This window comes from Olleya sp. Hel_I_94 (assembly GCF_007827365.1).
Classification (GTDB): Bacteria; Bacteroidota; Bacteroidia; order Flavobacteriales; family Flavobacteriaceae; genus Olleya.
In genome coordinates this window covers 2179751-2195008 of record NZ_VISI01000002.1, presented here as the reverse complement: position 1 = coordinate 2195008, position 15258 = coordinate 2179751, and the positions used below count along the sequence as shown (strand labels likewise).

General features: G+C 31.8%; 15 protein-coding genes. 8 read left to right on the top strand and 7 right to left on the bottom strand.

Going from position 1 to position 15258, the window contains the following annotated elements; translation table 11 throughout:
• Positions 1-5: 5 nt before the first annotated feature.
• Genes JM82_RS13080 through JM82_RS13070 form a run of 3 tightly spaced genes read left to right on the top strand, consistent with a single transcriptional unit; the run spans position 6 to position 3379 of the window.
• Positions 6-1370: a tetratricopeptide repeat protein gene (locus JM82_RS13080; protein ID WP_145004780.1), complete on the top strand. Its 1365-nt coding sequence runs from the start codon at positions 6-8 to the stop codon at positions 1368-1370.
• Positions 1370-2143 (top strand): DUF4292 domain-containing protein, encoded by a 774-nt coding sequence (locus tag JM82_RS13075; protein ID WP_145004777.1) that lies wholly within the window; start codon positions 1370-1372, stop codon positions 2141-2143. Before JM82_RS13080 ends, JM82_RS13075 begins: the two co-directional genes overlap by 1 nt.
• Positions 2144-2146: 3 nt before the next feature.
• The gene (locus tag JM82_RS13070; protein WP_145004774.1) at positions 2147-3379 is read left to right on the top strand and encodes a murein hydrolase activator EnvC family protein; all 1233 of its coding nucleotides are present in this window, start codon (positions 2147-2149) and stop codon (positions 3377-3379) included.
• Positions 3380-3433: 54 nt separating this feature from the next.
• Here JM82_RS13070 and JM82_RS13065 read toward each other — a convergent pair whose 3' ends face one another.
• Together JM82_RS13065 and JM82_RS13060 are read right to left on the bottom strand one after the other, a co-directional pair.
• On the bottom strand, positions 3434-3943 hold the full coding sequence (locus JM82_RS13065) for an acyl-CoA thioesterase (protein ID WP_028282450.1): 510 nt from the start codon (positions 3941-3943) through the stop codon (positions 3434-3436).
• Positions 3944-4077: 134 nt separating this feature from the next.
• On the bottom strand, positions 4078-5013 hold the full coding sequence (locus tag JM82_RS13060; RefSeq protein WP_145004771.1) for an SPOR domain-containing protein: 936 nt from the start codon (positions 5011-5013) through the stop codon (positions 4078-4080).
• 106 nt (positions 5014-5119) lie between these two features.
• Between JM82_RS13060 and dprA the strand changes: the two genes are divergently transcribed.
• Positions 5120-6223, top strand: coding sequence for a DNA-processing protein DprA (gene dprA, locus JM82_RS13055; RefSeq protein WP_145004768.1), 1104 nt, complete (start codon positions 5120-5122; stop codon positions 6221-6223).
• A gap of 8 nt (positions 6224-6231) precedes the next feature.
• Here the strand turns inward: dprA and trpS are convergent, their stop codons facing one another.
• Complete coding sequence (gene trpS, locus JM82_RS13050) at positions 6232-7200, bottom strand: tryptophan--tRNA ligase (protein ID WP_145004765.1); 969 nt, start codon at positions 7198-7200, stop codon at positions 6232-6234.
• 78 nt (positions 7201-7278) lie between these two features.
• Here trpS and JM82_RS13045 point away from each other — a divergent pair, with 78 nt between their 5' ends.
• Positions 7279-8016, top strand: coding sequence for a lysophospholipid acyltransferase family protein (locus JM82_RS13045; protein ID WP_145004762.1), 738 nt, complete (start codon positions 7279-7281; stop codon positions 8014-8016).
• 81 nt (positions 8017-8097) lie between these two features.
• Here the strand turns inward: JM82_RS13045 and JM82_RS13040 are convergent, their stop codons facing one another.
• The 4 genes from JM82_RS13040 to recA all read right to left on the bottom strand — a co-directional run bounded on the left by JM82_RS13040 (position 8098) and on the right by recA (position 11723).
• Positions 8098-9642 (bottom strand): hypothetical protein, encoded by a 1545-nt coding sequence (locus tag JM82_RS13040; RefSeq protein ID WP_145004759.1) that lies wholly within the window; start codon positions 9640-9642, stop codon positions 8098-8100.
• Positions 9642-10184, bottom strand: a complete 543-nt coding sequence (locus JM82_RS13035; protein ID WP_145004756.1) for an RNA polymerase sigma factor — start codon at positions 10182-10184, stop codon at positions 9642-9644. Before JM82_RS13035 ends, JM82_RS13040 begins: the two co-directional genes overlap by 1 nt.
• A gap of 29 nt (positions 10185-10213) precedes the next feature.
• Positions 10214-10618, bottom strand: a complete 405-nt coding sequence (locus JM82_RS13030) for a hypothetical protein (protein ID WP_145004754.1) — start codon at positions 10616-10618, stop codon at positions 10214-10216.
• A gap of 100 nt (positions 10619-10718) precedes the next feature.
• Positions 10719-11723: a recombinase RecA gene (recA, locus tag JM82_RS13025; protein ID WP_145004751.1), complete on the bottom strand. Its 1005-nt coding sequence runs from the start codon at positions 11721-11723 to the stop codon at positions 10719-10721.
• A gap of 431 nt (positions 11724-12154) precedes the next feature.
• On the opposite strand from recA, the gene JM82_RS13020 reads away from it, so the two are divergent.
• From JM82_RS13020 to JM82_RS13010, 3 genes are all read left to right on the top strand, one after another.
• On the top strand, positions 12155-13219 hold the full coding sequence (locus tag JM82_RS13020; protein ID WP_145004748.1) for a rhodanese-related sulfurtransferase: 1065 nt from the start codon (positions 12155-12157) through the stop codon (positions 13217-13219).
• A 189-nt stretch (positions 13220-13408) separates the two neighbouring features.
• Positions 13409-14776 (top strand): stage 0 sporulation family protein, encoded by a 1368-nt coding sequence (locus tag JM82_RS13015; protein ID WP_145004745.1) that lies wholly within the window; start codon positions 13409-13411, stop codon positions 14774-14776.
• A complete protein-coding gene (locus tag JM82_RS13010; RefSeq protein ID WP_145004742.1) occupies positions 14763-15245 on the top strand; it encodes a gliding motility lipoprotein GldH in 483 nt (160 codons plus the stop codon). Before JM82_RS13015 ends, JM82_RS13010 begins: the two co-directional genes overlap by 14 nt.
• Positions 15246-15258: the final 13 nt, after the last annotated feature.

Below are 15258 nucleotides of genomic sequence, written 5' to 3'. Positions count from 1 at the left end.
AATTAATGAAAAAACAAGGTTACATACTACTTATCATATTAGGGATATTTCTATTTCCGCAGGTTAATACTGCGCAAATTGATTTTGACAAAAAACCTGATGATGATTTAGGAGATGTTTCAGACGCTTACCAAGAGTACTTTTTTGAAGCCCTAAAACAAAAAGGAATAGAGAACTACCAACGTGCTATAGATAACTTATTAAAGTGCATAGAAATTGATGATTCTGAAGCTATTTTATATTTTGAATTAGGTAAAAACTATAACCAACTTAAAAATTTTGGTGCAGCAGAGGATGCGCTAAAAACAGCTGTCAACAAAATTCCTGATAACGAGTGGTTTTTAGATGAATTGTATAGTACTTATATTCATCAAAAAGAATATAAAAAAGCCATAAAAACAGTTAGGCAATTAGTCAAGTATCATCCAGATTATAAAGAAGATTTGGCTAATATATATATGCAAACTGGAGATTTTAAAGAGGCACTTAAAATTTTAGATGAATTAGATGAAGAGCTTGGTATTAATAAGGATCGTGACTTGTTACGTAACAGGATTTATAACGCAACAGGTCGTAAAAAAGATCAAATTGAAAACCTAGAAGAACGAGTAGATAAAAACCCAGACTCTGAAGACACCTATTTAAGATTAATTTATCGTTACAGCGAAAGTGGAGACACCAAAAAAGCATTTGAAACCGCAAAAAAATTATTGGAAGTTAACCCTAAATCAGAGCTAGTACATTTAGCTTTGTATAAGTTTTATTTAGAAGCTGGAGAAAATGAAAAGGCTATTCAATCCATGAAAGTCACTTTGCAAAGCTCACAAATTAACCCAGAATCCAAAATTAAGGTATTGGCAGATTTTGTAAAATTTGTCAGCATAAATCAGCAATACGAGCAAGATTTGGTAGAGGTCACGTCCATGCTTACTAAAATAGAATCCAGCGGAAAAACTTTAGTAGAGCTGGCACAGTATTATTTAGTAAAAGGCGAAAAGCAAAAAGCATTAAATTTTTACGAGCAAGCGTTACAAAAAGAAGAAGAAAACTTTGGTATTTTACGAAACATTATTTTACTTCACATAGACTTATCACAGTTTGATCAAGCACATCAAAAAAGTGAAGAAGGTTTAGAGGTTTTTCCATCACAACCCGTTTTATATTTAGCAAATGGTGTCGCTTTAAATTATTTAAATCGTCCTAAAGACGCAATAAATAGCTTGGAAGTAGGTGTGGATTATATAATTGAAGACCCAAAAATGGAGATTGATTTTTACAAGCAGTTAGCCAAAGCTTATACTGCTACTAACAATTTTTCTAAAGCAAAAACGTTTACAGATAAAGCAAAAAAACTAGAAGGTTTAAACTAATGGCATTTAAAACACGCATATCTTTTGTAATACTATTAATCACTATGGTAGTATCTGGCTGTAAAGGGTCTAAAACTCTAGTGACTAATGGAACGGTAGATACTAAACTATCAGTCAAACAACTTATTAAAAATAGTACAAAAGCTAATATAGATTTTACGTCTTTAACAGGAAAGCTAAAAGTAGATTACACACAAAATCAAAAATCAAAAGGTGTGTCTTTAAGTTTTAGAATGGAAAAAGATAAAACCATCTGGATGAGTTATTTAGGGATTGCTAAAGTACTTATTACGCCAGTAAGAGTTGCCTTTTATAACAAATGGGATAATACTTATTTTGATGGCGATTTTACTTATTTAAGTAACCTATTAGGTACAGATTTGGATTTTAATAAGGTGCAAAATATGCTATTAGGTCAATCGCTTTTTGACTTAAACGATGATAAATATAACCTATCTGCAAACGATAAATCGTATATACTACAACCTAAAAAGCAACGCGAGTTGTTCGAGTTGTTTTTATTTGTAAACCCGTCGCATTTTAAAATGGACGCTCAAGAAATCTCTCAACCTAATGATAAGCGCATATTACATATTGATTATTTAGCTTATCAAAAAATAGACGACAAAACCTTACCAGAACTAACCAAAATACTAGCAATAGAAGATGAAGAGCAATTAGAGATTAATCTAGAGCTTAAGTCTGTAAAATTAAATGAAGACGTACGTTTTCCTTTTACTATACCTTCTGGCTATAAAAAAATAGAGTTGTAATTTATGAAGTATCGTCAATTACTATTACTAGTTTCTTTTTTTGCAATATTAGGCACAACTTCCGCTTTAGCGCAAAAAAATAAAATAGATCAATTAGAGGCTAAACGTATTGAAATTAAAAACCAAATAAAGCAAATCAATGCTTTACTGTTTCAAAACCAGTCCAAGCAAAAAAGCCAAACAACACTAATTGAAGATTTAAATTACAAATTAAGCGTTAGACGTAACTTGATTAAGGTTACCAACCAACAAGCTAATTTGATTAACAGAGAAATTGCTGTAAACCAAAAAAAAATATCTGGATTACGTGATGAGTTGGTTATTTTAAAGGACAATTACGCTAAAACAATATTGAATACGTATAAAAATAAAAGCAGCCAAAGTCGTGTTATGTTTTTATTGTCTTCCAACAATTTTAGACAAGCTTACAAGCGTTTACAGTACATGAATCAGTACTCTAAATATCAAAAGCAACAAGGAGAAAACATTAAAGAAAAAGCATTAAAACTTCAAAATTTAAACCTTGAACTTGGTAAGCAAAAAGCAGCTAAAGACAAGTTGATTGCAGAAAACAGAGAGGTGCAAAAAGCTTTGGAGGTAGACATGAAGCAGCATGAAACCATCATGGCTTCTATTAAAAAAGATTTAAATAAGTATGCTGCCCAGATTAAAGAAAAGCAACAAGAAGCAAGAGAGGTTGATCGCGAAATTGATCGTATTATTAAAGAGGCTATTGCAAATTCTAACAAAAAAGCTGGCACAAAAACCACAACAACTAAAGCGTCTAGTACGTTTGCATTAACTCCTGAAGCAAAACTATTAGCAGCAGATTTTTTAAGTAACAAGGGTAAATTAGTTTGGCCTGTAGAAAAAGGTTTGGTTAAAGTTAAATATGGTGTGCAACGTCATCCAACAGATGCTTCACTAACTATAAACAGTAGTGGTGTACGTATTGCTACAGAGCAAAATGCTATTGTTAGATCTGTTTTTAAAGGAGAAGTTTTAAAAATTATAATTCAAAAAAGAGGTAATCCTACGGTTTTAATAAAGCATGGTAATTACATATCTGCTTACCATAATTTAAAGAAAATATCGGTTAAAACAGGAGATAAAATAGTAACCAAACAAGAAATAGGAGAGGTATTTACTAACAGCGAAGGCGAAACACTTTTATGGTTTAGTTTGTATAAAAATGATGCTTCAGTGGATCCAGCAGAATGGATTTATAAGATGTAAAACGTGTAAAAACAAAAAAAACCAATGCTTTGCATTGGTTTTTTTTGTTTAATGTTATTCAAACAAAGCTTTAAGCTCTGTAGCATCGTTTGGTTTAATTTTTCCTGCTAGTAGTAAACTTAATTGTTTACGTCTTAAGGCAGCAGCAAAACGTTCTTTTTCTAAGTCAGTTTCTGGGATTAATTCTGGTATTGCAACTGGTGTTCCAGTTTCATCCACTGCAACAAAAGTATAAATAGCTTCGTTAGCTTTAGATCGGTTGCCAGACTCTCTGTCTTCTACCCAAACATCAATAAATATTTCCATTGAGGTTTTAAAGGCTCTAGATACTTTAGCTTCAACTGTAACTACACTTCCTAAAGGGACTGCTTTGTTAAAGGCTACGTGATTTACAGATGCTGTTACAACAATACGTCTTGAGTGTCGTCTTGCGCTTATACTTGCTGCACGATCCATTCTAGCTAGTAATTCGCCACCAAAAAGGTTGTTTAAAGGATTAGTTTCACTTGGTAAAACTAAATCTGTCATTACGGTTCTAGAGTGTTCAGCTGTTCTTGCGTTCATCATAATTTTTTCTTTTCAGGCGCAAAGGTAAACTGATTTTAAGATTTAGTTAGTGCATTTTAGAATAAATTAAGAATTAAAAAACCTCGTAAATTTACACTTACGAGGTTTTTGGTATACTTAATGGCTTAGTTTTAGTCCAAAGACTTAATTAATAACCAAGCGTCTTTATTCTGTTCTGTTCTTATACTGTTTAAAGCATTATTAGCTTCTTCTCTGGACGTATAACTTGCATAAGCTACTTGATGTAGACCATATTGGTTTACACCAACTTTACGCGCTTTAAAACCTTGTTCTTGTAATTCTGCAACTTTTTTATCAGAGTTTTCTTCGACTCTAAAAGCACCAGCAACAATATGATAATTTCCTGTTTGCTTATTTACATTTAAAGTAATAGCAGGTAATGGGTTGCTAATTACAAAAGTAGCTTCTTGTATTTGACTATCTAATTGTGTGTTTGCCTCTTCTTGTGCAATTTGGTTGTGTTGCGCTACTGTATTAACGTAGTTATTAAAACCAAAACCAGCTAAGCCTAAAGCAACAACTGCAATAGCAGCATACTTAAGGTATGATTTGCTTTGACGTTTTTCTGGTGTTACCGCAATTGGGATAACACGCTCAATGGTTTCGGCTTCTTCTTTGTAAACAACTCTAGTTACTGCAGGAGATACAAACTGTGACAAACCAAAAGCATCAGTTAAATAATTTAAATGGTAAGATGGATTAAATTCTATTTTACCTTCGTTATTTAAAATTAACTCACCAATGTTTTCAAAACTTAACGTTTCACCTTCAACTAAGTAAGACTTTAAAGACTTAACGCGTTTAGATAGGTTTTGTGCAGCAGTTTCAAAAGGTATTTTTTCAATATCTGCTATATAACGGATCAATAAACCGTCGTTATTTTGTATTTGCTCGTTAAAAGACAATTGCTTTTTAGGAGGATAAAAGGCATTGGTACTATCGTGTACTTGCGCAGATTTACGTTGTGTTAAAAACGATCCAAATTCTGGAACCGTAACACAATCATATCTGTATAATAAATCGCTTATGTAATGTTCTAATTGCATAGTAACAAAGTTAGAAAATTTTAAAAACCAAGAAAATTTAGTGCGTATTAGTTATTAACAGACTTAAATTTCTTTTCTTGTAGTTTCAAAATCAGTGCAATAAAAAATGAATGACGACCAATTACGCTATATTTTAGCCTTACAACACGTCTCTAAAATAGGAGATACTACCGCAAAAAAGCTAATTAACCATTGCGGAAGTGCAGAAGCTGTGTTTAAAGAAAAGAAACAAAACCTTTTAAAAATTGATGGTATAGGCGAAATTATTTTAAGTGAATTATATCAATCTAGTCATTTTGAAGAAGCAGATAAAGAACTAAAATTTATTAAAGACGAAAACCTAAAACATCACGTTTTTACTGACTCAACGTATCCATCAAACCTAAAACATTGCATTGATAGTCCTATAGTTTTGTTTGAAAGCGGAAACATTAACCTTAATAATAAACATATTATTAGTATTGTTGGAGCCAGAAAAATCACAACATCAGGTATTGCATTTTGTGAAAAATTAATTGAAGAGTTAGCCATATATAAACCAATTATAATTTCGGGATTTGCTTATGGTACAGATATTACAGCACATAAAGCTGCCATTAAAAATAAATTACAAACTATAGGTTGTTTAGCACATGGCTTAAACCAAATTTACCCTAAAGTGCATAAAAAGTACGTTGCAGAAGTTGAAAATAATGGAGGCTTTTTTACTGACTTTTGGAGTAGCGATACTTTTGATCGTAACAATTTTTTAAAAAGAAACCGCATTATTGCAGGCATTAGTCAAGCGACTATAGTAATTGAATCTGCAGAAAAAGGCGGTAGTCTGGTAACAGCAGATATTGCAAACTCATATAACAGAGATGTGTTTGCTGTCCCTGGACGTGTCACAGATAGTCAAAGTATTGGTTGTAATAATCTAATTAAACAACAAAAGGCACATTTGCTATCTACGCCTTTAGATGTGCCTTATATTTTAAACTGGCAATTAGATAACTTACAAAAACCTCCTGTACAAAAGCAGTTGTTTATTGAGTTAGATCCTGACGAAAAGATTGTTTATAATTACCTAAAAGAAAATAATAAGGCGTTGTTAGATAGTATTGCTATTAAATGTAATATGCCAACCTATAAGCTAGCTGGCATATTACTTAATATGGAATTAAAAGGTGTGGTAAGACCACTTCCTGGAAAATTATTTGAGGTTATTTAAATATTATATTAATACCCAACTTTTGCTCTAACTCTTGCTAATACATCATTAGCAATTTTTCTAGCTTTTTCAGCTCCTTTTTCTAAAGCAGCATCTACTTCATGTAAGTTAGCCATATAATGGTTGTAACGTTCACGTTCCATTTTAAAAGTAGTTAACATTAACTCATATAATGCTTGTTTAGCATGACCATAACCATAATTACCGTTTTCGTAATTAGCTTTCATGGTTTCAACTTCGCTCTCTGAGGCTAATAATTTATATAAAGCAAAACAGTTGCAAGTTGACCAATCTTTAGGGTCTTCTAATGGTGTGCTATCCGTTTCAATACTCATTATTTTTTTACGAAGTTGCTTTTCTGGTAAAAAGATGTTAATGTAATTGTCTCTACTTTTACTCATTTTTTCGCCATCTGTACCAGGAATAAGCATAGTGTTTTCTTGCAGTTTTTCTTCTGGTAAAACAAAAGCTTCGCCCATTTTTGCATGAAAACGAGAGGCTACATCTCTTGTAAATTCGATATGTTGAAGTTGATCTTTACCGACAGGGATAACTTCTGCATCATACAATAAAATATCTGCAGCCATAAGCATTGGGTACATAAACAAACCAGAGTTTACGTCTTCTAAACGGTCTGCTTTATCTTTAAAACCATGTGCTAATTGCAATCTATTGAATGGAAAAAAACAGTTTAAATACCAAGCAAGTTCTGTAACTTGAGGGATATCACTTTGTCTGTAAAACACTGTTTTTTCTATGTCTAATCCAAAAGCTAACCAGGTTGCAGCAACAGAGTAGGTATTGTGTCTTAATTCTTCTGCATTTTTAATTTGTGTTAAGGTGTGCAAATTTGCTATAAACAAATATGATTCGTTATCACTGTTTTCTGATAATTTTATAGCAGGTAAAATTGCACCTAGTATATTACCTAAATGTGGTGTTCCTGTACTTTGAATTCCTGTAAGTATTCTTGCCATGATTAAATTTAATTCTGAATAGCAAAGGTACTTTTTTTAGTAGAATACCTCAATTAATTTAGTTAGTTTTGACAGCAAATGATAGTATTTAAGTATATTTTTTGGGTATTATATCGTATTTGGTTCTACATATTAGTAGCAGTGCCAATTATAATCCTATTTCCGTTATTGATTGTTTCTATTTTAAAAGAATCTTGGTATCCTTATTTTTTCAAATTAGCTCGTATTTGGGCTAGATTTATTTTAATAGGTATGGGATTGCCAACTAAAACAGAGTATTTGCAAAAACCGGAACGTAGCAAAAGCTATATGTTTATAGGTAATCACACCTCTATGCTAGATATTATGTTAATGTTGGTTACTGTTAAGAATCCTTTTGTTTTTGTTGGAAAAGCTGAGTTGGCTAAAATACCATTGTTTGGATTTTTCTATAAAAGAACATGCATATTAGTGGATAGAAATAGCGTTAAGAGTAGGCAAGCCGTTTTTTTAAGAGCGCAAAGACGACTTAAACAAGGGTTAAGCATTTGTATTTTTCCTGAAGGGTTAGTCCCAGAAGAACATATAATATTAGACCAGTTTAAAGATGGTGCTTTCCGTTTAGCGATAAACCATAAAACACCTATTGTGCCAATAACTTTTGCAGATAATAAAAAACGTTTTTCTTATACTTTTTTTAGTGGTGGACCAGGAGTATTAAGAGCTAAAGTGCACCATTTTATACCCACAAATGATTTAACTGTAGAGGATACTAAATCTTTAAATAAAAAATCTAGAGAGATTATTTTAAAGCAATTAGAGATTTATAACGCATAAAAAAAAGCTGCTCTTGGCACAGAGCAGCTCTTACAGTATTAATTCCCTACTTAAAGGGACACTTAAAAACTAAATCAATACTTAAAATCTATAACTAAACCCTGTGTAAACTCCTATAATATAAGGATTGAAGTTTCCAGAGGTGTTGGAAAATGCATTTAATTGATATTTAAAGGTTGGTTCAAAATTAAAAATGATAGATTCTGAAAATTTATAATTTAAACCCACACCAAAATTGGCACTAAAACTTAAGTTGTTAATATTATTAGCACTACCAATCTCCATTTTAAAACCATCAAATTCTGAAACTAGTTTATTATCATCTAAAACAAAAGTACTTAGACCTCCAATTAGGTTCAAGCTAAATTGATTATTAACTACAGCATATTCAATTTCTACAGGGACTTCGTAATAAGATATTCTCTGACTAAGCCCAACATTTTTGATTAAACTGGAGTTGTTATTACCCAATAGCAAGCTATTACTACTTATAATATTGATTGATTGGTTGTTTTCTGGATTAAAATCTATGTTTCTAATTTCTTTAGGACTAGGATTAGTACTAACGTTTTGATATACAATAACGTCGTCTGTGTCGTAGCTTAAATTTAACTTATTAATACCAGATCTAATAGTTAATTTATCATTTAAAGTATAACCTACTTTAACGCCATAACTTGTATTAACCTCTCCTGATTTATTGTTTTTATTAAACTGTTCATCTATATGTGATCCTTCTCCAAATGCATTGTAATAAACAGGCGCAATGTTAGCATAAACATTCCACCTGTTATTAGCCTCTTCTTCTTTTTCAATAAGGTCTTTAATAGCTTTATTATTTGCAATTGCATCTTCAATAGATGGTTTTTGCTGTTGTATAGTATCCTTTACAATAGTGCTTTTTGCTATGTTTTCTTGTGTTATAGCTTTAGTTATATTGTCTTTGTTTGTAATATTAGTAGGTTGTTTTTTAGGATTCACCTGGTTTTTAACTACAGATTCTTGTAATTGTTTAGTTTGATTATCTGTTGTTGTTTTGTTTGAAGAAACTGAGAATTTATTTTTTTGAAGAGTATAATTACCTTTTGATACCTTATTGTTGTTCTGAATAGTGTTAGTAGCAATAGAAGACTTGGTATAATTTGAAGCTGATTGCTGTTGGATTAAATTAGCTTTGTTGTCTTTTTTGCTATTACCTTTAGTTATCGTGTTTTTAGGGTCTTGGTTATTAGTAACTATGGTGTTGTTCTCTTTGTTTATAGTTTCTGATGCATCAGTAGTTGCTTCATTAATATTGGAATTATTTTGTTGCAGCTTTTGCTTTTCATTTAAAGTTGGGCTGTTTTTTATGGTGTTGTTATTTGGACTTGGATTATCTACTGTTGTTGGTGTATTTACAGCAGAAGGACTACTAAAAATGGTGTTTCCTAAAACTAACAGTAAGACAAATGTGGCTGCAATACCACTTAATTTTAACCACAACGGAAGGATAGCAATAGGCTTGTTATCTTCCTCTTCTTCTTTTAATTTTGAATGTATATTCTGCCAAACCTTTGGGTCGGGTTTAGCTTCAAAATCCTTGAATTTTTCCTGAAATAGGCGATCTATATTCTTTTTACTACTCATTATAACAATTGGGATTTTTGTCCCGTTTTATAGGCTACTATTTTTTCTTTTAATAATTGTCTAGCTCTAGCTAAATTTGATTTTGTTGTTCCTGTTGTTATTGCAAGCATTTCTGCAATTTCTTTATGCGAATAACCGTCTAAAACATATAAATTAAAAACCAAGCGATACCTATCTGGTAACTCTTGTATGCATTGCAACAAAAAATCTATCCCAACATCCTCGTCATCTATGTCAATGCTTTCGTCAACTATAGCTTCTTCATTAATTATTTCAAAAACTTTTTGACTTCTGTAGCGTTGCATTATGGTATTAATGGTTATTCTTTTTAACCAACCTTCAAAACTACCTTTGTTTTTATACTGTTTTATTTTTGCAAAAATGGTTATAAATGCATCTTGTAAATTATCTTCAGCTTGCACATAAGAGCTTGAATACTTTAAGCTAACAGAGAATAATTTGCTTGAAAAAAGCTGGTATAATTCGCTTTGCGCTTTAGTATCATTAGACTTACATTTATGTATGAGTTGTTCTAAACTCAAATTTAAACAAGGTGTTAGTTAATAATTATTTACTCAACAGTAACTTCCATTAATAGGTACATATCTTGTCCATCTTCATCTTCGCCTTGCCAGAATTTAAAGATATGTAATCCAGTAGTATTTGCTTCAAAGTTAAAAGACGTTTGGGCTTCTAGATTTGTTGTTTCGCAATTTCCGTTATCTACTACTGTATTTAAAATAGCAACATGACTTGTGTTTCCTTCTAGGTCATAATAAATATCATTAAAATAATGACATGTGGTAGGAGCTAAGTAAGTTATTTCTATTTGATAAGTTTCGCCATATTCAAAATATTGAGGCATAGAGACGCTTGCAATAGGCAAAACTGCTATGTAGCTATTTGTATTATCTTCTTCTTCAATACTACAAGAAAAAGCAAAAAGAGCTATTAAACAAATAAAAAATGGCTTCATTGTTTTGTGTAAACTAACGTTGTTTAAAGTGTAGATGCTTAATAAGTTAAAAGGTTGCGTCTTAAAATAAAAAAATCCCGATAAATCGGGATTTTTTGTTTTAAAGACTGTCTTTAATAGCTTGTTTAATTTTCTGTTCTAACTCTTCAAATAATTCTGGATTATCTTTAATTATTAGTTTAACAGCATCTCGACCTTGACCAAGTTTAGTGTCTTCATAGCTAAACCACGAACCGCTTTTCTTGACAATTTCTTTTTCAACTGCTACATCTAATATTTCTCCAACTTTACTTACGCCTTCACCATACATGATGTCAAATTCAGCCATTCTAAAAGGTGGAGCTACTTTGTTTTTAACCACTTTAACTCTGGTTTTATTACCAAGTACTTCTCCATTGCTATCTTTTATTTGTGTAGATCGTCTAATATCCAACCTAACAGAAGCGTAAAACTTTAAAGCATTACCACCAGTTGTTGTTTCTGGGTTACCAAACATAACACCAATTTTTTCACGTAATTGGTTAATAAAAATAACAGTACAATTAGTTTTACTAATAGATGCAGTTAATTTTCTTAGTGCTTGAGACATTAATCTTGCATGAAGTCCCATTTTAGAGTCTCCCATTTCACCTTCAATTTCGCTTTTAGGTGTTAAAGCTGCAACCGAGTCAATTACTACTATATCAATTGCTCCAGATCTAATTAAATTGTCAGCAATCTCTAAAGCTTGCTCACCATTATCAGGCTGAGATATAATTAAGTTGTCAATATCTACGCCTAATTTTTGTGCATAAAATCTATCAAAAGCATGTTCTGCATCAATAAAAGCAGCAATACCACCAGCTTTTTGCGCTTCTGCTATAGCGTGTAATGTTAAAGTAGTTTTACCAGAAGATTCTGGTCCATATATTTCAATGACTCTTCCTCTAGGGTAGCCACCAACGCCTAAAGCAATATCTAAACCTAAAGATCCTGTAGGGATAGCTTCCACATCCACTACTGCAGCATCACTCATTTTCATTACTGTTCCTTTACCGTAAGCCTTATCTAACTTGTCTAAAGTTAGTTGTAGTGCTTTTAGTTTTGCTTCGTTTTCTTTACTCATCGTCAATAGTTTATTAAAAATTCTATGCTAAAATACTACTTTTTTTAACGAATTTTAATTTTATGACGCAACCTTTTTAAAGTTTTTGCATCTACTTATTGAAGTGGAAAAAATATGCTATGAAAAAGAAAATTTAATCCGCTTTTAAAATGTTAATCCTTTAATAATTAGAGGCATGAGATATTTAAAAAGACTAGTATTTACAAAAACATTAGGCGTTTCAGTTGCTGTTTTACTTAATAGTAACTGTAAAGCCGATGGAGGTTAACTCGTAACATTTTTTAATTAATATTAAAAAATTATTAACGAGTTAGTCTATTAAAAGTCCTTTGCAAAGCGCAAGGGACTTTTTTTTGGATGTAAATTGGCTAATTCATTTTAAATAATACCTTTGCAAAAACTTTTTATTAACACTTAAAACTAAGTATAGCATGCAACTGTACAACAAATTAAGCGCTATTGAAAGAGCAGAACTTATAGAAAAAGCTGGAAAAGACCGTCTAACGTTATCTTTTTATCAGTATGCTCAAATTAGCAATCCACAACAATTAAGAGACCAATTATTTATTAAATGGGATAGTTTAGACGTCCTAGGTCGTATTTATGTCGCTACCGAAGGGATTAATGCACAACTATCATTACCAGCAGATCAATTTGATACCTTCAAAAACCATTTAGATAGCATCGATTTTTTAAAAGATGTTAGATTAAATATAGCTGTAGAACAGGACAATATGTCTTTTTTAAAGCTAAAAGTTAAAGTAAGAGATAAGATAGTGGCAGACGGATTAAACGACGCTACTTTTGATGTTACCAATAAAGGTGTACACTTATCCGCTAAAGAGTTTAACGACATGTTAGCAAATCCAAACACAGTATGTGTAGATATGCGTAACCATTATGAAAGTGAAATTGGGCATTTTGATGGTGCAGTAACTCCAGATGTAGATACTTTTAGAGAATCTTTGGATATAATCGAAGCGGATTTACGCGAGCATAAAGAAGAAAAAAACCTACTAATGTATTGTACAGGAGGCATCCGTTGCGAAAAAGCAAGTGCTTACTACAAACATAAAGGATTTAAAAATGTCTATCAGCTAGAAGGTGGTATTATTGAATACACCAGACAGGTTAATGAAGAAGGTATAGATAATAAATTTATAGGAAAAAACTTTGTATTTGACGAGCGTCGCTCAGAAAAAATTAGTGATGACGTTATCGCAAAATGCCATCAATGTGGTACCTCATGTGATACACATGTAAATTGTGCTAATGATGCCTGTCACCTACTTTTTATACAATGCGAAGATTGTAAGACCGAAATGGATAATTGCTGTTCTACAGCTTGTAAAGAAATACATGCGTTACCATTTGAAGAGCAAAAAGCACTAAGAAAAGGACAGGGTAATAGTAACGATATCTTTAAAAAAGGTCGTGCAGATCATTTACCATATAAAAAAGATTTACGTAATATATTTGAAACTTTTAAAAAGTAAAAAACACTATTTTAATATTGCAAAAAGCGTGGTAAATTTTACTGCGCTTTTTTTATATTTTAAAGTCACCTAAATAATCTTATCTTTACACATTAACAGGAGTTGGTATGCGCTTTCGCGGAAACAACTAATTATTAATCTTCATCTTTGGGTTAACACCTTAAGATTCAATATATACATATAAATAGTATGGCTTGTCAAAGTTGCGCTACAGGAAAAGACGGACAACCAAAAGGTTGCAAAAATAACGGAACATGTGGTACAGATAGTTGCAATAAATTAACCGTGTTTGATTGGTTAGCAAATATGTCTGTCCCAAATGGCGAGAAACCGTTTGATTGGGTTGAAGTTAGATTTAAAAACGGACGTAAACATTATTATCATAATTCAGAAAATTTAACACTAAGTATTGGAGACATTGTTGCTACTCAAGCACAATCTGGTCATGATATTGGTATGGTTACCCTTACGGGAGAATTAGTTCGCGTACAAATCAAACGTAAAAAAATAGATACTAAAAACGATATTCTTAAAATATACCGTAAAGCCTCTCAAAAAGATATAGATATCTGGAGCGAAGCACGTGATAAAGAAGAACCTATGAAGGTTAAAGCACGTCAATTTGCTATCGATTTAAAACTATCCATGAAAATCTCTGATATCGAGTTTCAAGGTGATAGTAGTAAAGCTACATTTTATTACACAGCTGAAGAGCGCGTAGATTTTAGAGAGCTTATTAAAATATATGCCAGAGAGTTTAGAATACGTATCGAAATGAAACAAGTCGGTTTCCGTCAGGAGGCCTCTAGACTTGGTGGTATTGGATCTTGTGGTCGTGAGTTATGTTGTTCTACTTGGTTAACAGATTTTAGGTCTGTAAGCACAAGTGCTGCACGTTACCAACAATTATCACTAAACCCTCAAAAATTAGCAGGTCAATGCGGTAAGCTTAAGTGTTGTTTAAATTACGAGTTGGATTCGTACTTAGACGCCTTAAAAGCATTTCCAAAACCAGACACTAAATTATACACAGAAAAAGGAACTGCTGTGTGTCAAAAAACAGATATTTTTAAAGGACATATGTGGTATGCCTATGAAGGAGAATGGATGAATTGGCACTTAATTACTACAGATCAAGCTAGAGAAATTATTGCAATAAATAAAAAAAGAGAAAAGGTAGCAAGCCTTGAAGAATACGCTGTAGAACTGCTTGTAGATACTAAAACAGAGTTTGAAAACGTTGTAGGTCAAGATAGTTTAACACGTTTTGATAGTCCAAAAAGCAATAAAAAACGTAAAAACAATAGAAGTAGAAACAAAAAGCCTGTTCATAACAAAGCTGAGGTTAAAACTACTGATAACAAAAAAGCTAAACCTAACAAAAGGGTTAATACAAATAATAAAAATCAGGCTAATAGCAAAGCGCAACCAAATAAAAACCAACCAAATAAAAGTCAGGCAAATAGTGCTAAGCCAAAACCTAAACCTAGGCCAAAACGTAAGCCAAACAAAAAAAGACCTGAAAACAATAACAATTCAACTAATGAAAATAAGTAAAATTCTAGTTGTCTTATTGCTAGTATTGCTATCGTCATGCGATGATAAAGCGGTGTTTGATCAGTATCAAAGTGTTTCAACATCTTGGAACAAAAAAGATGTAGTTAATTTTAAAATAAACGCGCCAGACTCTATCAATCCTTATAATTTATTTGTTAACGTTAGAAATACAAATGATTATAAATTTAGTAATTTGTATTTAATCGTCGAAATGAATTTTCCTCACGGAAAAACTTTAACAGATACTTTAGAGTACGATATGACTAAAAAAAATGGTGAGTGGTTAGGTGAAGGGTTATCATCCGTAAAAGAAAATAAATTGTGGTACAAAAAAGGTGTTATTTTTAATGAAAGTGGTACGTATAACGTTAATGTGCAACAAGCTATGAGAGGTAGTGGTCAAGTTAATGGTATCGTTAACCTAGAAGGTATTACAGACGTAGGATTTAGAATAGAAAAAACAGAATAATCAAGTCAGATAG